The following is a 19,071-nucleotide window of genomic DNA, read 5'->3' as shown; positions in this document are numbered from 1 at the left end:
AGTAGTGAAACGACGTCACCCGTTCCCGATGTTGTTCTATTTTAGATAGAACTATAGAATCAAGACATGCTGATTCGGATCGACCCCGCCGACCGCACCGCGCTCTACGAGCAGGTGGCGGCGTCGGTGCGCGGCGCCGTCGCCCGCGGCGAGGTGGCCCCGGGTGACCGACTGCCCACCGCGCGCGAGGTCGCCGCACTGCTCGACATCAACATGCACACCGTCTTGCGCGCGTATCAGATCCTGCGCGACGAAGGCGTCATCGAACTGCGCCGCGGCCGCGGCGCCGTCATCGCCCAGAACGCACCGACGACCGCCGAGCTCACCACCGCCATCGACCGACTACTCGAGGTCGCGCGTCGGCACGGGGTGAGCATCGATGCCCTGATCACCACCCTCACCGAAAGGAGCGCCCCATGAGCGCCGACCCGACCCGCACGACGATGCCGAGAATCCGCCTGATCACCACAGTCGTCGGCCTCTGCCTCGGCATCGGCACCCTCGGCTCGATCCTGATCGCGTCCTGGCGCCACGGCCTCCCCGACCCGATCGCCACCCACTTCGGCACCTCCGGACCGAACGGTTTCACCTCGACACCGTGGGTGATCGCCCAGCCGTTGATCGTCGCCGCGGTGTGCGCCGGCGTCGGGGCCGCACTGTTGCTGTCCGACCTCCCGCGCGCCGCGGCCCAATGGCTCGTCGGCTTCGCCACCGGCATGGCGGGCGGAATCGTCACGCTGATGGTCCTGCTGGTCGAGGGGCAACGCGGACTGGCCGACGCCACGAAGGCCACCTTCACCCCGTGGTCGATTCTTGTCGCCATCGCAGTCGGGGCCGCCCTGGGCCTCGGTGCCGCACGACTGGTCCCCCGCTGGCGCGATGCGCTCCCCGCCGTCGACGGAGACGAACCGGTGGCGCAGCTGGGTCCGGAGGAGAGGTTCGTCTGGACCCGGCGCGCAACGTCCTCGGCGCCGGTGGCCGCACTGGCCGTGGTCGCCATGCTTCCCTTGGGCGCGGTCGCCTGGGCGACCCACAGTTGGCTGCCGCTCGCGGCGGCCGCCTTCACGCTGGCCCTCGTCGCGGTGATGTGGTCGGTGCGCGTGACCATCACCCGGACCGCGGTGTCGATCCGCTCCGCCGTGGGTTGGCCGCGAATCACCATCTCGCTCAACGATATCGAGCGCGCCGAAGTCGTCCAGGTCAGCGCCCTGCGCGACTACGGCGGCTACGGCTACCGCATCGGCATCGGCGGCCGGCTCAGCGGAAGCAAGGGATTCGTCCTGCGCTCCGGGACCGCCCTGTTACTCGTCAAGCGCGACGGCGGCCGCGAAGTCGTCGTCGTCGACGATGCCGCGACCGCCGCGGGCCTGGTGAATGCTGTCTGCCGCGCGGGTTAGACGCGTGCCAGGATCCGGTCGCCCACCTCGACGGTGTTGACCGGCCCGTCGCCGCGCTCGGCGACGTCGGCGGCCACCGCCTGCTCGACGCGCACCGCGTCGGCCTCGCGGCCGAGGTGGCGCAGCAACAGCGCCGCCGAGAGGATCGCCGCGGTCGGATCCGCCTTGCCCTGGCCGGCGATGTCGGGCGCGCTGCCGTGCACCGGCTCGAACATCGACGGATTGGCACCGGTGGCATCGATATTGCCCGATGCGGCCAAACCGATACCGCCGGTGACCGCGGCCGCCAAGTCGGTGACGATGTCGCCGAACAGGTTGTCGGTCACGATGACGTCAAACCGCGACGGATCGGTCACCAGGTAGATCATCGCCGCATCGACGTGGCAGTAGTCAGTAACGACGTCGGGGAACTCCGCCCCGACCTCGTCGACGGTGCGCTGCCACATCGAGCCGGCAAAGGTGAGCACGTTGGTCTTGTGCACCAGGGTCAGCTTCTTGCCGCGGGCCTGCGCCCGGGCGAACGCATCCCGGACGACGCGCTCGATGCCGAATCGCGTGTTGACGCTCACCTCGGTCGCCACCTCGTGCGGGGTCCCGACCCGGATCGCACCGCCGTTGCCGGTGTACGGCCCCTCGGTGCCCTCGCGCACGACGACGAAGTCGATCGACGGATCGCCGGGTTGATTCGGCCCGCTCGCTCCGCTCCCGGCGCCGGCCAACGGCGACGACACCCCGGCCAGCAGCACCGACGGCCGCAGGTTGACATGGTGGTCCATGGCGAACCGCAGCTTCAGCAGGAAGCCGCGCTCCAACACTCCCGACGGCACGCTCGGGTCACCGATCGCACCCAGCAGGATGGCGTCGTGCTCGCGCAGCGAGGCCAGATCCGCGTCGGTGAGCAGCTCCCCGGTCGCGTGGTAGCGGCGGGCACCGAAGTCGTACTCGGTGGTGCTCAGGTCGGGGTCGAGCTTCTCGAGGATCCGCAGCGCCTGGGCGACGACCTCGGGACCGATCCCGTCACCGGGGATGACCGCGAGTTTCACGACAGATCCACCTGCTTGACCAGGTTTGCCTCGACCGACTTGCCGATCTTGCCGACGAGCTCGTCGGACAGCTCGCGATCGACGCGCAGCATGACCGTCGCGCCTTCCCCGCTCGCGTCCTGCGACAGGGCTGCGGCCTGGATGTCCACGCCCTCCTCGCCCAGGGCGGTCGCGATCTTGCCCAGCGAGCCCGGCTTGTCGGCGTAGCTGAGGACCAGGTTGTGGCCCTCGGCGCGCAGGTCGAAGTTGCGGCCGTTGATGTTGACGATCTTCTCCACCTCGCGCGGGCCCGACAGGGTGCCGGCGACGTTGTGGGTCGAGCCGTCCGGGAACACCGCCCGCACGTCGACGACGCTGCGGTGGTTCGGGCTCTCGGTCGCGCGGGTGACCTCGCTGGTCACCCCGCGGGTCTGTGCCACCGACGGCGCGTTGACGAAGGTGACCGGCTCATCGGTCGTCGCCGAGAACACCCCGCGCAAAGCAGAGAGGCCCAAGACGTCGACACTGTTCGCGGCCAGCTCGCCGCGGACGTCGACGGTGACCGTCGCCGGCACGTCGGCGCTGATGGCGCCCACCATGACGCCGAGCTTGCGGGTGAGTTCGAGCCACGGCGCGACCTCGTCGTCGACGGCGCCGCCGGTGATGTTCACCGCGTCGGGCACGAACTGTCCAGCCAGGGCGAGGCGGACGCTCTTGGCGACGTCGGTGCCGGCACGGTCCTGCGCCTCGGCGGTCGATGCGCCCAGGTGCGGGGTCACGACAACCTGATCCAGCTCGAACAGCGGCGAATCGGTGCACGGCTCGCTGTTGAAGACGTCCAGGCCGGCGCCGCGGACCTGGCCGGAGGTGATGGCGTCGGCCAGGGCTTGCTCGTCGATCAGCCCGCCGCGCGCGGCGTTGATGATGATGACGCCCTTCCGGGTCTTGGCCAGCTGGTCGGCACCGATCAGTCCGGCCGTCTCCGGCGTCTTGGGCAGGTGGACGGTAATGAAGTCCGCCCGTTCCAGCAGCTCGTCGAGCGTGACGAGTTCAATGCCCAGCTGCGCGGCGCGGGCCGCGGACACGTAGGGGTCGTACGCGATGATCTTGGTCTCGAAGGCGCCCAGTCGCGCGGCGACCAACTGGCCGATGCGGCCGAGGCCGACCACGCCGACGGTTTTGTCGAAGAGCTCGACACCGGAGAACGACGAGCGCTTCCAGGTGTGCTCCTTGAGGGTGGCGTCGGCGGCGGGTACCTGCCGGGCGGTGGCCATCAGCAGGGCGATCGCGTGCTCGGCCGCGGAGTGGATGTTCGACGTCGGGGCGTTGACCACCATCACCCCGCGCTCGGTCGCGGCCGGGACGTCGACATTGTCGAGCCCGACGCCTGCGCGGGCGACGATCTTCAGGTTGGGTGCCGCGGCGAGGACCTCGGCGTCGACCGTCGTGGCCGAGCGCACCAGCAGGGCATCGGCTTCACCGACGGCCTCGAGAAGCTTGGGCCGATCCGGGCCGTCGACCCACCGCACCTCGACTTCATCGCCGAGCGCCTCGACGGTCGAAGGGGCCAACTTGTCGGCAATAAGGACAACTGGACGGCCAGCTGCGGTCACGGGTGTCTCCTGACGGCGATTACGAACGGTTTCGGTTTATCGGATATCCGGGCAGGTGGCGCCCGGTACCCCGACAAGTTTAGTGGCCGCCGTCTGCCCGGTTGCACCCCGGTCGGCCACACCCCGCTAGGATGTGACGGCGCGCACTGCGCTATCGCAAATGTGAACCGTGACCGGATCCGCACCGGCAGCCACGGTAGGATTCTCCAGACCCGCACGGATTCCGCCGCCAACCGGCAAACCCGGGTATCGTGGGCAGGCCGCCTGAAAGGGCGGCGCCGGGGAAATACCAAGTCACGGGACCAACGAACTGGAGTTATTTGATGACACGGAAGCTGACCGCCGTTTTTGCGGTCATGGCCGCGCTTGTGCTCGGCGGACTGGGGAGCAGCGCAGCGTTGGCCGCCCCGCAAGTCCCGGTGGGCGCCGGGTCGGGCATCTTGGTCCTCAAGGGCGGCTCGTCGGCAGCGGCGTGCACGCTGACCGCCATCGGCCGTTCCCGTAACGGAAACAAGTTGATCGGTATCACCGCCGGACACTGCGGAACGCCCAGCCAGCGGGTCTACTCCGAGGTGTTCCAGAACCGCGGCCAGATCGGCACGATCACCTACTCCGCCGCCGACCTGGACATGGCCATCATCGAGTTCAACGGCAACGTCGGCCCGCGCCGCACCAACCGCGGCTTGACCATCACCCAGATCGACCCGCGCCCGGTCCAGTTCCCGACGATCATGTGCAAGACCGGCCGCACCACCGGCCAGACCTGTGGCGTCGCATGGGCCTCCGACAACAAGTCGCACTTCTCCCAGATGTGCGTCATCGAGGGCGACTCGGGCGCACCGGTGACCGTCGGCAGCCGGCTCGTCGGCATGGTCAACGCCTACTACTTCACCGCCTGCATCGGCCCGGAGACCGGCACCAACATCGGCCCGATCATGAACCGGATCGCTCGCACCCAGTACGGCGGCTTCCGCCTCATCTGACCGAGCACCGCCCGGCACCACGAACCCCGCACCTCGGTGCGGGGTTCGTCTTTGTTGGGGTGTCCACTCGACGAGAAACAGGGCCCAGTCGACGGATTCGAGGGCCCAGTCGACGGAATTGAGGGCCCAGTCGACGGAATTGAGGGCCCAGTCGACGGAACTGAGGGCCCAGTCGGCGAAAAGCGGGAGCCCGCACCGGAATTCCGGTGCGGGCTCCGTCGAGCGGGCTCGAGTTGAGACCTAGGCGGTCTCGGTGATCGGGCGGTCGACCCAGCTCATCAGGTCGCGCAGCTTCTTACCGGTGACCTCGATGGGGTGCTCGGCGTTCTGCTTGCGCAGCTCCTCCAGCTCCTTGTTGCCGTTCTCGACGTTGGCAACGAGGCGGCGGGTGAACTCGCCGGACTGGATGTCGGCCAGGATCTCCTTCATCCGCTCCTTGGTGCCGGCGTCGATGACGCGCGGGCCGGAGAGGTAGCCGCCGAACTCGGCGGTGTCGGAGACCGAGTAGTTCATCCGCGCGATGCCGCCCTCGTACATGAGGTCGACGATCAGCTTCAGCTCGTGGAGAACCTCGAAGTAGGCCATCTCCGGGGCGTACCCGGCCTCGACCATGACCTCGAAGCCGGTCTTGACCAGTTCCTCGGTACCACCGCAGAGCACGGCCTGCTCACCGAACAAGTCGGTCTCGGTCTCTTCCTTGAACGTGGTCTTGATGACGCCCGCCCGGGTGCCGCCGATGCCCTTGGCGTACGACAGCGCGAGGGCCTGGCCCTCCCCCTTCGGGTCCTGGTGCACGGCGATCAGCGCGGGCACACCCTTGCCGTCGACGAACTGGCGGCGGACCAGGTGGCCCGGGCCCTTCGGCGCGACCATGGCCACGGTGACGTTCTCCGGGGCCTTGATCAGCTCGAAGTGGATGTTGAGGCCGTGGCCGAAGAACAGCGCGTCGCCGTCCTTGAGGTTCGGCTCGATGTCCTCGGTGAAGATCTTGGCCTGGCTGGTGTCCGGCGCGAGCAGCATGATGACGTCGGCCCAGGCCGCCGCCTCCGCCGCGGTCATGACCTTGAGGCCCTGCTCCTCGGCCTTGGCGCGCGACGCCGAGCCCTCGCGCAGGCCGATGGCGACGTCGACGCCCGAGTCGCGCAGCGACAGCGAATGCGCATGCCCCTGGCTGCCGTAGCCGATCACCGCGACCTTGCGGCCCTGGATGATCGACAGGTCGGCATCGTCGTCGTAGAACATCTCGACTGCCACAGTTGGTTCCCTTCAGGAGTGGTGGCCGGCGGCGCCGGCCGATTGGTTGGTTCCGATTGTCTCAGGTGGCGCGGACGCGCTACCGGTTGGTGGACATGCTTCGCGGACCGCGGCCGAGGGTGACGGCCCCGGACTGCGCGATCTCGCGGATCCCATACGGGTCCAGCATCCGCAAGAGCGCATCCAGTTTTTCATTCGTGCCCGTCGCCTCGACGGTCACCGACTCCGGCGCCACGTCGATGATGTGGGCGCGGAACAGATCGACGATCTGCAAGACTTCGCCGCGCTGGGCGGCATCGGCACGGACCTTGATCATCACGAGCTCGCGGCTGACCGACTGGGTCGGGTCCTGCTCGACGATCTTGATGACGTTGACCAGCTTGTTGAGCTGCTTGGTCACCTGCTCGAGGGGGAAGTCTGCCACCTCGACCATGATCGTCATCCGGGACATGCCCTTGATCTCGGTCGGGCCGACGGCCAGCGACGCGATGTTGAAGCCGCGCCGGGAGAACAATCCCGACACGCGGGCGAGAACACCCGGACGGTCCTCGACCAAGACCGAAAGCGTATGCGTGGTCACTTGTCCTCCTCCGTCGCGTCGGCGCTCTCGCCGGCCGCCATCACTTCGTGGATCACAGCCGGCTCGGAGGCCGCCTCGTCGTCGTCGAACAACGGCCGGATGTCGCGGGCCGCCATGATCTCGTCGTTGCCGGTACCGGCGGCGACCATCGGCCACACCTGCGCATCGGCGCCGACGATGAAGTCGATCAGCACCGGACGGTCGTTGATCTCGCGCGCCTTGGCGATCGTCTCGGCGACGTCCTCCTCGCGCTCGACGCGGAAGGCGACGCACCCCAACGCCTCGGCCAGCTTCACGAAATCCGGGATCCGGCGCGAGTGGGTGGCCAGGTCGGTGCTGGAGTAGCGCTGGTCGTAGAACAACGTCTGCCACTGGCGCACCATGCCCAGGTTGCCGTTGTTGATCAGCGCCACCTTGATCGGGATGCCCTCGATCGCACAGGTGGCCAGCTCCTGGTTGGTCATCTGGAAGCAGCCGTCGCCGTCGATGGCCCAGACCTCGAGCTCGGGATCGGCCATCTTGGCCCCCATGGCGGCCGGGATCGAGTAGCCCATGGTGCCCAGCCCACCCGAATTGAGCCAGGTGCGCGGGTTCTCGTAGGAGATGAACTGGGCCGCCCACATCTGGTGCTGGCCGACGCCGGCGACATAGGCGGCGTCCGGCCCGGCGGCCTTGCCCAGCTCCTCGATGACGAACTCGGGCGAGAGTGAACCGTCGGACTGCTTGTCGTAGCTGAGCGGGAAGGTGTCGCGCAGATTGTCGAGGTAGGCCCACCACTCGGTCATCTCGGGCAGCTTCGCCCCGGTGGCCAGCTCGGCGCGCAGCGCCTCGATCAGGTCGCCGATGACGGCCTGGCAATCCCCGACGATCGGCACGTCGGCGTGACGGTTCTTTCCGATCTCGGCCGGGTCGATATCGGCGTGGATGACCTTGGCGTCGGGCGCGAAGGAGTCCAACTGGCCGGTCACCCGGTCGTCGAAGCGTGCTCCCAGGGTGATCAGCAGATCGCTGCGCTGCAGGCCGGCGACGGCCGAGACCTTGCCGTGCATGCCGGGCATGCCGATGTGCTGCCGGTGCCCGTCGGGGAACGCGCCGCGGGCCATCAGCGTGGTGACGACGGGGATTCCGGTCAGCTCGGCGAGCTCCATCAGCTGCGGCGCGGCGTTGGCCTTGATCACGCCACCGCCGACGTAGAGCACCGGCGACGTGGACGCCAGGATCATCCGGGCCGCTTCGCGGACCTGCTTGCCGTGGGGCTTGACCACCGGGCGGTAGCCGGGCAGGTCCAGCTGCGGCGGCCACGAGAAGGTCGTCTGCGCCTGCAGGATGTCCTTGGGGATGTCGACGAGGACCGCGCCGGGGCGGCCGCTCTCGGCGAGGTAGAACGCCTCGGCCATCACCTTGGGAATGTCGGCGGCGTTGCTGACCAGGAAGTTGTGCTTCGTGATCGGCATGGTGATGCCGGAGATGTCGGCCTCTTGGAAGGCGTCGGTGCCGATCAGGCCCCGCCCGACCTGGCCGGTGATCGCGACCACCGGGACCGAGTCCATCTGCGCGTCGGCCAGCGGGGTGACCAGGTTGGTCGCACCGGGCCCGGAGGTCGCCATCATGACCCCGGCACGGCCGGCGATCTGGGCATAGCCGGTGGCGGCGTGGCCGGCACCCTGCTCGTGGCGGACCAGGACGTGGCGGACCTTCTCGGAGTCCAGCAGCGGATCGTAGGCGGGAAGGATCGCGCCACCCGGGATGCCGAACACCACGTCGACGCCGAGTTCCTCCAGGGAGCGGACGACCGACTGGGCGCCGCTGACCCGTTCGGGGGCGACGGTTCTGGATGGGGAGGTTCGCAACGTACCGCCGGCGGGCGACTTCGTGCGCAACGTGTCAAACGTCTGCGCCGAGTCGGAACCGGTGGCATCTGCTGTCGGAGCGCTCACGAGCGTGCTTCCTTCTTGGGCCGGGTCTTCGTTGACGGGGTATGGGCAATAAAAAACCCTCGACAGCGATGGGCTGTGCGAGGGGCGCGTCGATCGTGACGGGGGTCTACGAAGTGACCGGTCAGGCGACGCGCCGACCGAGTACTACGAGAATGCCGTTGGTGATCACGAAGACAACATTAGGACTGCGCAATACGGCTAGTCAAACCGCCCGGCGGCAACCCGGCCGGACGGGGCCCCGTGCGGCGTGATGACACAATGGGTTCGTGGCTGCCCCCGATTCCCCCGACCTCCCCATCTATCCTCCTGCTGACCCGCGCGTCGAGACCCCGGCCGAGCCGCTGGTTCTCCGCCTGTCCGGCATCGCCTACCTCGCCGCCATCGGCGTCCTGGTCATCGCACTCGTCTTCGCCGGGGTCGACATCCGCTACCTCGGGTGGACGCTCCTCGCCCCGATCGTGCTGGTCCTGTGGATCCGCCGGCTGCGCACCGCCGTCGACGACGACGGGCTGACCGCCTACCGCACCTTCCGCACCGACCGGATCGCCTGGTCCGACGTCGCGGGTCTGCAGTTCCCCAAGTGGTCGGCGGTCCGCGCGGTGACCACCTCCGGTGACCGGATCCCGTTGCCCGCGGTCGGCTTCCACGACCTGCCGGCCATTGCCGAGCGCAGCGGCGGCCGCGTGCCCGACCCCTTCGCCGCCGAACGCGCCGCCCGGTCGCTCGACGACTGACCCCAGCCACGGAAGGGTCGCGATGCAGACCGCCGCCACCGCCAAGAACGTGCAGCAGGCGATCGAGAGGGGTCATCTCGCCGACGCCGGCGCCGAACTGGCCGCCCTGCCGGCCCAAGACGCCGCCGCGGTCCTCGACGCCCTGGACCGCAAGACGCGCACCATCGCCTTCCGGGTGCTGCCCAAGGACCGGGCGGTCCGCGTCTTCGACCACCTCGACCCCGACGCGCAGGCCGACCTCGTTTCGACGCTGGGCACCGCCGACGTCGCCGAGGCCTTCGACCACCTCGACCCCGACGACCGCGCCGAACTACTCGACGAACTCCCCGCGAAGATCGCCAAGCAGCTGATCCGCAACCTGTCCCCCGCCGAACGCGAGGCGACCGCGGTGGTGTTGGGCTTCCCGCGCGGCTCGGTCGGACGGCGGATGAGCCCGGAGTACATCCACGTCTTCGACGACGAGCGCTGCGGCACCGCGGTCGAGCGGGTCAAACGCCGCGGCCGCGACGCCGAAACGATCTACGCCATCCCGGTCACCGACCACCAACGCCGGCTGGTCGGCGTGGTCGGGCTGCGCGAGATCCTGCTGGCCGATCCCGACGAGCCGGTCGCCGACCACGCCAACCCGCCGATCTTCGCCCGTGCCGACGAGGATGCCGAATCGGCGGCCCGCCGGTGCGTGGACCGCGGCGTGCTGGCCATGCCGGTGGTCGACCACGAGGGTCGGCTGATCGGGATCCTGACGCTCGACGACGCCGCCGAGGTCGTCGAGGCGGCGCGCGACGAGGACGAGGCCCGCGCCGGCGCCCGCGAACCGCTGCGGACGCCGTATTTGCAGTCGTCGATCCTCGCCATCACCCGGGCGCGCGTCGTGTGGCTGTTCGTCCTCGCCGTGTCCGCCATCCTGACGGTCAACGTCCTGGAAGTCTTCGAGGGGACCCTCGAGCAAAAGGTGGCACTGGCCCTGTTCATCCCGCTGCTGACCGGCATCGGCGGCAACACCGGCTCCCAGGCGGCGACCACGGTCACCCGCGCCATCGCCACCGAGGAGGTGACCGGCACCGACGTCGCCCGCGTGGCGTTCAAGGAGGTCCGCGTCGGCCTCACCATGGGGGCCGCCCTCGGTCTCGTCGGGTTCGGCGTCGCGGGCCTGGCCTACGACCGCGGCATCGGGACCGTGATCGGCCTGACGATCGTCTCGGTCTGCGCCGTCGCCGCCACGGTCGGCGGGGTGATGCCGTTGGCTGCGCGCGCCATCAAGGTGGACCCGGCCGTCTTCTCCACCCCGTTCATCAGCACGTTCTGCGACGCGACCGGGCTCGTCATCTACTTCACCATCGCCAAGGCCGTCCTGGGCATCTGAGGCCGGGCCGCCCGGCTGGGGAATAATCGCTGGCCCCCGCGGCGTAGAATATGACCAGTAGCTTTCCATGTGCGCGCAGCTCACCAGCCCGATGCTGAGCGCCCCGTCGACTCCGAGCGAGGATCCCATGCCACCCCTCCGGTCACGCACCACCACCGTCGGCCGAGAGGCTGCCGGAGCGCGCGCCCTCTGGCGCGCGACCGGTATGACCGACGACGATTTCGGCAAGCCGATCGTCGCCATCGCGAACTCCTACACCCAGTTCGTCCCCGGCCACGTCCACCTCAAGAACGTCGGCGAGATCGTCGCCGACGCGGTGAAGGAAGCCGGCGGCATCGCGCGCGAGTTCCACACGATCGCCGTCGACGACGGGATCGCCATGGGCCACGGCGGCATGCTGTATTCGCTGCCCAGCCGCGAGATCATCGCCGACTCCGTCGAGTACATGGTCAACGCGCACACCGCCGACGCGCTGGTCTGCATCTCCAACTGCGACAAGATCACCCCCGGCATGCTCAACGCCGCGCTGCGGCTCAACATCCCGACCGTCTTCGTCTCCGGCGGCCCGATGGAGGCCGGCACCTCGGTGGTCGTCAACGGCGTCGTCCACCCCGGCCTGGACTTGGTCGACGCGATCTCCGCGTCGGCCGACAGCAACGTCAACGACAAGGAGCTGCTCGAGGTCGAGCGGTCGGCCTGTCCCACCTGCGGTTCGTGTTCGGGCATGTTCACCGCCAACTCGATGAACTGTCTGACCGAGGCGCTGGGTCTCTCGCTGCCCGGCAACGGCTCGACGCTGGCCACGCAGGTCGCCCGCCGCAACCTGTTCACCAGGGCCGGCGAACTGATCGTCGACATCGCCACCCGCTATTACCGCGACGACGACGAGTCGGTCCTGCCGCGCAACGTCGCCAGCCGCGAGGCTTTTGAGAACGCGATGGCCCTCGACGTCGCCATGGGTGGTTCCACCAACACCGTCCTGCACATCCTGGCCGCCGCCCAGGAGGCCGAGATGGACTTCAACCTGCACGACATCGACCGCATCTCGCGCAACGTCCCGTGCCTGGCCAAGGTCGCGCCCAACTCGCCGAAGTACTACATGGAGCACGTCCACCGGGCCGGCGGCATCCCCGCGATCCTCGGTGAGCTGAACCGCGCGGGCCTGTTGAACCAGAACGTCGCGCCGGTCCACGCCCCGTCGCTCAAGGAATACCTGGCCGACTGGGACATCCGCGGTGGCACGGCGACCGAAGAGGCCCTGGAGCTGTTCCACGCGGCACCCGGCGGCGTCCGCACCACCGAGCCGTTCTCCACGTCGAACCGGTGGGATTCGCTGGACACCGACGCCGCCGACGGCTGCATCCGCGACAAGGAACACGCCTACACCGTCGAGGGCGGCCTGTGCGTCCTGCACGGCAACCTGGCCGAGAACGGCGCAGTCCTCAAGACCGCCGGCGTCGACGAGTCGCTGTGGCACTTCCAGGGACCGGCGCGCGTCGTCGAGAGCCAGGAGGACGCCGTCCACGCCATCCTGTCGAAGGAGCTGCAGAAGGGCGAGGTCCTGGTCATCCGCTACGAGGGCCCTGCCGGCGGCCCGGGCATGCAGGAGATGCTGCACCCGACGGCCTTCATGAAGGGCACCGGGATGGGCAAGTTCTGCGGGCTGGTCACCGACGGCCGGTTCTCCGGCGGCTCGTCGGGCCTGGTCATCGGGCACGCCTCCCCGGAGGCGGCGGCCGGCGGCACCATCGGCCTGGTCGAGAACGGCGACGAAATCCTCATCGACGTCAAGAGCCGCACGCTGAAGGTCCTCGTCGACGACGAGGTGCTGGCCCAGCGCCGCGCCGCCATGGAGGCCTCGGATACGCCGTGGCAGCCGCGCGACCGCCAGCGCCCGGTCAGCAAGGCGCTGCGCGCCTACGCGAAGCTGGCCACCTCCGCCGACAAGGGTGCGGTCCGCCAGGTCGACTGATCCGTCGACTGATCCGGGGCGATCCGCCTAGCCCGGGTTCCCGGGCGAGGTCAGCGGATTGGTGCCGTTGAACAGCATCCACACGCCGACCGCGACGGCAATGCCGACGATGATCATCGCCACCGACCCGATTCCGGGCCGACGCGCCCAGCCGCGGGCGCCGTCGAGCGAGTAGCGCCCGGGTCCGCACAGGATGATGGTGATGAGCAAGACCACCAGGGCGGCCTCGAAGGCCGCCGAGCCCTTCTCGTCGGCGAACAGGTGGACGCCCCCGGCCAGGGTCACCCGGTAGACCAGGTCGAGGGAGGCCACCGCCAGCCCCAATGCGGCGATCACCGGCGTGATGAAGCCGAACACCAGCACGATTCCGACGACGATCTGTGTGACCGACCAGCCGACCGCCACCACCCCGGCAGATTGCTCGTCGAAACCGATCGCGCGGTTCGGCGTGTTCAGCAACGCGGTCTCGAACCCGTTGAGCGACGGTCCGTCCAACCAGCCGAACAGGCGGCGGGCACCGTCGACGGCGAGGTAGGCGCCGACGGCCAGGCGCAACACCAGAAGTCCCAGGTCGAGGGTGCCGCGACGGCTCTGGCGGGTCAGCTCCTCGACCTCGTCCTCGAGGTCGGTGATGCGGCGGCTCCGCTGCGCCTCGGCCTCTACCTCGTACGGCTCCCCGGTGCGCACCGGCACCGTCTCCGGCTCGGACACCAACGCCACCGGGGTGGCGGGCTCCTCGAATGCGACGGTGGCCCCCGAGTCGGGATCAGACCCCGAGTCGGCTTCGGGCTCCGCCTGGGCACCGCTCATCGACTCCGTCGACGCGGCACCGCGCACCGCCTCGGTGGGAACGGTCTCGGGCAGCGGATCGTCGATCAGCGCCGCCACCGGCGTCGGTGGGTGCTCCCGGGCTTCGACGGGGTCCGCCGCCGGGTCGTCGTCGACGGTCACCGGCGTCTCCCCGGTGATCGAGGGCTTGCGGTTCCAGCGGTGCGAGCGCCGCTGGGTCGGCGCCGGTTTGATGTTCGACTGCTCGCCCTGCTCCGCGCCGGCGCCGTTCTCCTCGGCAGTCTCGGCGTCGGTGGCCGGTCGTCGGTTCCGATCCGACGGCACGTCGAGGTCGTCGAGGCTGTCGATGCGCGAGTAGCCGCTGGGCGGCGCCGGAATCCGGGACTGTTCCACGCGGTGCTTGTCGTCGCGTTCGGCCTCGTCGCCGCCCGAGTCGTCGTTTCGATGCGAACCCATATCCCCCACGCTAGCGCGAAGCCGGCGGAATGGATCGCAGACGCGGCGGGGCCGCACCGACGCGGACCCGGGTCCGGCGCCGTCGCCCGTTTGTCCGACGCGCGCGCCGGTGTCGTCGGCGGCACCGGGTCGGCAGTCGCTAGGCTGGTCACCATGTCCGCCGATTCCACTGTCGACGCCGCACGCCCTCGGCGCCGAGCCCGCGCCGTGGGATCTGGGCGCCGTGCCGGGTTGGCGCTGGGCGCCGTCGTCGCGGTCCTGCTCACCGTGGGCCTCAGCGGGTGTGCCGATTTCAGCAAGGAAGACGCCGAGCGCAACGCCGGACCGTTCTCCAAGAACAATGAGTCTTTCGAGGTCAAGCGGCCGCCGAAGACCCCGCCGCGACCGCGCCCCGGGCTGCCGTCACCGCCGCCCGGACCGTGTGTCGATCCCGATCCCAATGTGATCACCACCTGCCTGCAATCGACGGCGAGCCTGCTGCCCGGCGACGCCACCGGCGAGTCGACCATCGTCGCCGAGCGGTCCACCGGCAAGATCATCTCCGCACGCCGGTTCTCGCCGCACAAGGTCGTCCAGTCGATCCCCGGCGTCGACGCCTCCGGCGACGGTGGCCTCATCGACTTCGCGCCGTCGCCGACCTATCGCGAAGACCGGCTGATCTACGCCTACATCACCACCGCCACCGACAACCGGATCGTCCGCATCGCCGCGGGCGACGTCCCCAAGCCGATCCTCACCGGTATCCCCAAGGGGCGCACCGGGAACCTGGGGTCGATGTTCTTCCGGTCGCGCGGCGAGTTGGTCGTCGCCACCGGTGACGCCGGGAACCCGGCCGCGGCCAACGACCCGGCGTCGCTGGCGGGCAAGGTGCTGCTGGTGACGAGCTTCTCCTCCGGCGCCAACCCCCGGCCGAAGATCCTCGCCTCGGGCGTCGGGTCGAACCCGGCGCTGTGCCCGTCCAACGACTCCATCTTCCTGGTGGACGGCACCTCCAACGCCGACCGCCTGGCCCAGCTGTCGGGCAAGTCGCTGCGCACGGTGTGGTCCTGGCCGGACAAGCCGGGCCTCGGCGGCTGCGCGGTGACCGCGGGCACGATCGCGGTGTCGACCATCCGCACGCAGCGGATCGAGACCCTGCAGGAGCCCACCCCGGAGAAGCCGTCGGTGGACAAGCCGGTCACGGTGCTGGAGAAGCGCTACGGCGCGATCGGCCGGATGACCGCCGTCGGCAACGGGGTGGTCCAGTTCGCGACGGTCAACAAACAGTACGGCCCCAAGGTCGTCTCCCAGGACGAGCGCGTCGTGCGCTTCGTCGTCCAGGCCGGCGGCGGGGGCGCCGAAAGCCGGATGTGAGTCGTCCCGACTGAAAAAGTCCCCCTGGTCAGCGGTCGAGGGAATTACTCCCTCGAATCGTCACCAGGGGGACTTTTTCAGCAGCGTTTCGGCTACTGGCAGGCGGCCAGCACGAGTTCTTTGACCCGGGCGGGATCGGCCTGCCCGCGGGTGGCCTTCATGACGTCGCCGACGATCTTGCCCGCCGCGGCCACCTTGCCGCCGCGGATCTTCTCCACGATGTCCGGGTTGGCCGCGAGTGCCTCGTCGACGGCGGTCTGCAGCGCCGAGTCGTCGCGCACGACCTCCAGCCCGCGGGCCGCGACGACCTCGTCGGGCTCCCCCTCGCCGTCGAGCACGCCGACGACGACCTGCTGGGCCAACTTGTTGGTGAGCTTGCCCTCGTCGACGAGTGCGACGACCCGGGCCACCTGCGGCGGGGTGATCGGCAGTTCGGCGAGCTCGATCGAGCGGCTGTTGGCCTGCTGGGCGAGGAAGGAAACCCACCAGCTGCGCGCGGCCTCGGGCGAGGCGCCCGCGTCGGCGGTGGCGATGATGAGGTCCACCGCGCCCACGTTGACCAGGTCGCGCATGACCTCGTCGGACACCCCCCACTCCTGCTGAATCCGCGCGCGGCGCACCCACGGCAGCTCGGGCAGCGTCGTGCGCAACTGTTCGATCCATGCCGCGTCCGGGCTCACCGGGGGCAGGTCGGGCTCGGGGAAGTACCGGTAGTCCTCGGCCGTCTCCTTGCGGCGCCCCGCCGAGGTGGAACCGTCGCCTTCGTGGAAGTGTCGGGTCTCCTGGATGACCTCGCCGCCCTCGCGCAGAACGGCACCCTGGCGGCACATCTCGTAGCGGACCGCGATCTCGACGCTTTTGAGGGAGTTCACGTTCTTCGTCTCGGTGCGCGTGCCGAACTCGGCCGCGTCCTTGGGCATCAGCGAGACATTGGCGTCGCAGCGCAGTGAACCCTGGTCCATGCGCACGTCGGACACCTCGAGCGCCTTGAGCAGGTCGCGCAGGGCGGTCACGTAGGCGCGCGCCACCTCCGGCGCCCGCTCCCCCGCACCGGTGATCGGCCGGGTGACGATCTCGACCAGCGGCACGCCGGCACGGTTGTAGTCGAGCAGCGAATGGCTGGCACCGTGGATACGCCCGGTCCCGCCGATGTGCAGCGACTTGCCGGTGTCCTCCTCCATGTGGGCGCGCTCGATGTCGACCCGCCAGGTGGTCCCGTCGGCGAGCTGCACGTCGAGGTAGCCGTCGAAGGCGATCGGCTCGTCGTACTGGCTGATCTGGTAGTTCTTCGGCTGGTCGGGGTAGAAGTAGTTCTTCCGCGCGAACACGCTCGACGGGCGGATGGAACAGTTGAGCGCCAACCCGATCCGGATGGCCGACTCGATCGCCGCCGCATTCGCCACCGGCAGCGAGCCGGGCAGGCCGATGCAGACGGGGCACACCTGCGTGTTCGGTTCGGCCCCGAAGGCCGTCGGGCAGCCGCAGAACATCTTCGTCGCGGTGCCGAGTTCGACGTGCACCTCCATCCCCAGTACCGGGTCGTATTCGGCGATGACGTCGTCGAACTCCATCAGCTCGGTCGCAGGCGCAGTCATGCGTCCAATCCTATCTAGTCGGCTCGGCGGCTCAGCCGAAGGCTGCCCGAGCCTCGCCGTAGAGGTCCAACGGGACGTTCTTCGTGTGGCCGACCGCCTCGGCGAAGGGCACCCGGACGATGTCGGTCCCCCGCAGCGCGAGCATCTGCCCCCAACCACCGTCGGCGATCAGTTCGGGGACACCGAAGCCGAAGCGGGTGCCCAGCACCCGGTCCCAGGCGCTCGGCACGCCACCGCGCTGGATGTGGCCGAGCACCGTCGCACGGGTCTCGATCCCGGTCTTCTCCTCGATGAGCGGAGCGAGGATCTCCCCGATCCCGCCCAGCCTCGGCCGGTTGAATCCGTCGAGTCCCTTGTGCGAGTGCGCCTCCTCCATGTCCGGGAAGGTGAACCCCTCGGCCACCACGACCATCGGCGCACGGCCGCGGTCGCGGACGCTGGTCACCCAGTCACACACCTGGTCCAGCGACTCCGGGGACTCGGGGATCAGGATGGCGTGTGCCCCGCCGGCCATCCCGGAGTAGAGCGCGATCCACCCGGCATGGCGCCCCATCACCTCGAGCACCATGCAGCGCTTGTGCGAGTTGCCGGTGGTGCGCAGCCGGTCGACGGCCTCGGTCGCGATCTCGACGGCGGTGTTGAAGCCGAAGGTGTAGTCGGTGGCGGCGAGGTCGTTGTCGATGGTCTTGGGCACGCCGACGGTGGGGATGCCGTCGCCGAAGAGGCGCGCCGCGGCCGCCATCGTCCCGTCGCCGCCGATCGCGATGACACCGTCGACGCCGATGCGCTCGAGGGTCTTCTTGATGTTCTCCGGCCCGCCGTCGGGCTCGGTGTACGGCCCGAACCGGCTGGTGCCCAGGATCGTGCCACCCTCCTTCGAGATACCGCGGACCGCCTGGCGGTCCAGCGTGATGGTCTCGCCGTAGACCAGCCCCCAAAAGCCGTCGCGGAACCCGACGTAGTCGAAATCAGCGTGACCGGAGTCGCTGTCCAACACGATGCCGCGGATGACCGCGTTCAGGCCGGGACAGTCGCCCCCGGACGTCAGGATGCCGTAACGGGCCATGGACGGTTCCTCCTCTGGATTCGGGGTGATCCCAAATCTAGCCGGAACGCGCCGACGCCGCCTGCCACTCCCCGCCGCCGGCGGTGGCAGACGAGCCGCTACGCCAGGCGTTGCGCGATCGCCGTCAACGCCGGCCACGGATCGCGCCCGACCACCTGCACCGCCACCTGGTCGGCGCCGGCCGTCAGATGGGCTTGCACCGCCGCCGCGACGACGTCTCCGTCGCCGTGCGGCACCAGCGCATCCCACAGCCGGTCGGTGCCACCGTCATCCAGGTCGGCATCGGTGAAGCCGAGCCGCTTCAGATTCGCCCGGTAGTTGGTCAACCCGAGGTAGAAGTCGTTGCCCTTGCGGGCCAGGGCCCGCGCGCGCTCGGAGTCGGTGTCGAGCACCACCTTCTGGTCGGGGACGAGTAGTGCGTCTCCGACCAGCGAGCGGGCTTCCTTCGTGTGCGCCGGAGTGGTCAGGTACGGGTGCGCGCCGGCGGTGCGCCCAGCGGCCAGCGCCAGCACCTTCGGCCCGAGTGCGGCCAGCACCGTTTCCTCCGCGGGAACGCCGTGCTCGGCCAAACCGTCGAGATAGTCGACCAGGGCCTCGAAGGGCTTGCGGTACTCCGCGGTCGCCTCGCGGTGTCCCGCGCCGACGCCGAGCAGGAAACGGTTGTCGAACCGGTCGGTGATCCGGTGGTGCGCGGCGGCGATCCCGCCCGGGCCGTCGGTCCAGATGTTCACGATGCCCGTGGCCACCACCAGCGACCGGGTCGCTGCCAGCAATTCGTCGACCACCGCCAGGTCCCCGCCCGGCGACCCGCCCAGCCAGATCGCCGAGTAGCCGAGCTCCTCCGCCTTGGCCGCGAAGTCGCCGTCGACCTGCGAATGGTGCCGCCAAATTCCGAGTTTGCCGAGTTTCACCGTCATGCTCGTGTCCAACACGACACTCACGCCGATCCTTCCCGGC

General features: G+C 69.4%; 16 protein-coding genes. 7 read left to right on the top strand and 9 right to left on the bottom strand.

Annotation, left to right across the window (positions count from 1 at the left end; translation table 11 throughout):
• Positions 1-66 precede the first annotated feature (66 nt).
• Together nbrcactino_RS12155 and nbrcactino_RS12150 are read left to right on the top strand one after the other, a co-directional pair.
• Positions 67-420: a GntR family transcriptional regulator gene (locus tag nbrcactino_RS12155; RefSeq protein ID WP_161927822.1), complete on the top strand. Its 354-nt coding sequence runs from the start codon at positions 67-69 to the stop codon at positions 418-420.
• Positions 417-1,397 (top strand): DUF1648 domain-containing protein, encoded by a 981-nt coding sequence (locus nbrcactino_RS12150; RefSeq protein ID WP_161927821.1) that lies wholly within the window; start codon positions 417-419, stop codon positions 1,395-1,397. The genes nbrcactino_RS12155 and nbrcactino_RS12150 overlap by 4 nt, the downstream gene beginning before the upstream one ends.
• On the opposite strand, the gene nbrcactino_RS12145 is transcribed toward nbrcactino_RS12150, so the two are convergent.
• Both nbrcactino_RS12145 and serA read right to left on the bottom strand, forming a co-directional pair.
• Positions 1,394-2,440 carry a 3-isopropylmalate dehydrogenase gene (locus tag nbrcactino_RS12145; RefSeq protein ID WP_161927820.1) on the bottom strand — a complete coding sequence of 349 codons (1,047 nt, stop codon included), beginning with the start codon at positions 2,438-2,440 and terminating at the stop codon, positions 1,394-1,396. The two genes, nbrcactino_RS12150 and nbrcactino_RS12145, sit on opposite strands and share 4 nt — an antisense overlap.
• Positions 2,437-4,032: a phosphoglycerate dehydrogenase gene (gene serA, locus nbrcactino_RS12140; RefSeq protein ID WP_161927819.1), complete on the bottom strand. Its 1,596-nt coding sequence runs from the start codon at positions 4,030-4,032 to the stop codon at positions 2,437-2,439. Before serA ends, nbrcactino_RS12145 begins: the two co-directional genes overlap by 4 nt.
• 323 nt (positions 4,033-4,355) lie before the next feature.
• On the opposite strand from serA, the gene nbrcactino_RS12135 reads away from it, so the two are divergent.
• Positions 4,356-5,015, top strand: a complete 660-nt coding sequence (locus nbrcactino_RS12135; protein ID WP_161927818.1) for a chymotrypsin family serine protease — start codon at positions 4,356-4,358, stop codon at positions 5,013-5,015.
• A 240-nt stretch (positions 5,016-5,255) separates the two neighbouring features.
• Here nbrcactino_RS12135 and ilvC read toward each other — a convergent pair whose 3' ends face one another.
• The 3 genes from ilvC to nbrcactino_RS12120 all read right to left on the bottom strand — a co-directional run bounded on the left by ilvC (position 5,256) and on the right by nbrcactino_RS12120 (position 8,786).
• Complete coding sequence (gene ilvC, locus nbrcactino_RS12130) at positions 5,256-6,257, bottom strand: ketol-acid reductoisomerase (protein ID WP_186343386.1); 1,002 nt, start codon at positions 6,255-6,257, stop codon at positions 5,256-5,258.
• Between the two features lie 91 nt (positions 6,258-6,348).
• Positions 6,349-6,849 carry an acetolactate synthase small subunit gene (gene ilvN / locus nbrcactino_RS12125; protein WP_161927816.1) on the bottom strand — a complete coding sequence of 167 codons (501 nt, stop codon included), beginning with the start codon at positions 6,847-6,849 and terminating at the stop codon, positions 6,349-6,351.
• Positions 6,846-8,786, bottom strand: coding sequence for an acetolactate synthase large subunit (locus nbrcactino_RS12120; protein WP_161927815.1), 1,941 nt, complete (start codon positions 8,784-8,786; stop codon positions 6,846-6,848). Before nbrcactino_RS12120 ends, ilvN begins: the two co-directional genes overlap by 4 nt.
• Before the next feature lie 266 nt (positions 8,787-9,052).
• Between nbrcactino_RS12120 and nbrcactino_RS12115 the strand changes: the two genes are divergently transcribed.
• The 3 genes from nbrcactino_RS12115 (at position 9,053) to ilvD (ending at position 12,855) form a co-directional block, all read left to right on the top strand.
• Positions 9,053-9,520: a PH domain-containing protein gene (locus tag nbrcactino_RS12115; RefSeq protein ID WP_228460848.1), complete on the top strand. Its 468-nt coding sequence runs from the start codon at positions 9,053-9,055 to the stop codon at positions 9,518-9,520.
• A gap of 22 nt (positions 9,521-9,542) precedes the next feature.
• Complete coding sequence (gene mgtE / locus nbrcactino_RS12110) at positions 9,543-10,883, top strand: magnesium transporter (RefSeq protein ID WP_161927814.1); 1,341 nt, start codon at positions 9,543-9,545, stop codon at positions 10,881-10,883.
• A gap of 127 nt (positions 10,884-11,010) precedes the next feature.
• Positions 11,011-12,855 (top strand): dihydroxy-acid dehydratase, encoded by a 1,845-nt coding sequence (gene ilvD / locus nbrcactino_RS12105; RefSeq protein WP_161927813.1) that lies wholly within the window; start codon positions 11,011-11,013, stop codon positions 12,853-12,855.
• 27 nt (positions 12,856-12,882) lie between these two features.
• On the opposite strand, the gene nbrcactino_RS12100 is transcribed toward ilvD, so the two are convergent.
• Positions 12,883-14,100 (bottom strand): DoxX family protein, encoded by a 1,218-nt coding sequence (locus nbrcactino_RS12100; RefSeq protein ID WP_161927812.1) that lies wholly within the window; start codon positions 14,098-14,100, stop codon positions 12,883-12,885.
• A 153-nt stretch (positions 14,101-14,253) separates the two neighbouring features.
• On the opposite strand from nbrcactino_RS12100, the gene nbrcactino_RS12095 reads away from it, so the two are divergent.
• A complete protein-coding gene (locus tag nbrcactino_RS12095; RefSeq protein WP_161927811.1) occupies positions 14,254-15,453 on the top strand; it encodes a PQQ-dependent sugar dehydrogenase in 1,200 nt (399 codons plus the stop codon).
• Positions 15,454-15,545: 92 nt separating this feature from the next.
• Here nbrcactino_RS12095 and gatB read toward each other — a convergent pair whose 3' ends face one another.
• The 3 genes from gatB to nbrcactino_RS12080 form a co-directional block, all read right to left on the bottom strand.
• Positions 15,546-17,048, bottom strand: coding sequence for an Asp-tRNA(Asn)/Glu-tRNA(Gln) amidotransferase subunit GatB (gene gatB, locus nbrcactino_RS12090; protein ID WP_161927810.1), 1,503 nt, complete (start codon positions 17,046-17,048; stop codon positions 15,546-15,548).
• Positions 17,049-17,079: 31 nt separating this feature from the next.
• Entirely contained in the window at positions 17,080-18,114 is a 1,035-nt protein-coding gene (locus nbrcactino_RS12085; protein WP_161927809.1) for an ATP-dependent 6-phosphofructokinase, read from the bottom strand.
• Positions 18,115-18,212: 98 nt separating this feature from the next.
• Positions 18,213-19,031, bottom strand: coding sequence for an LLM class F420-dependent oxidoreductase (locus tag nbrcactino_RS12080; protein ID WP_161928021.1), 819 nt, complete (start codon positions 19,029-19,031; stop codon positions 18,213-18,215).
• Positions 19,032-19,071 lie beyond the last annotated feature (40 nt).

The organism is Gordonia crocea (genome assembly GCF_009932435.1).
GTDB lineage: Bacteria > Actinomycetota > Actinomycetes > Mycobacteriales > Mycobacteriaceae > Gordonia > Gordonia crocea.
This window is presented reverse-complemented; position numbering and strand designations above follow the sequence as displayed.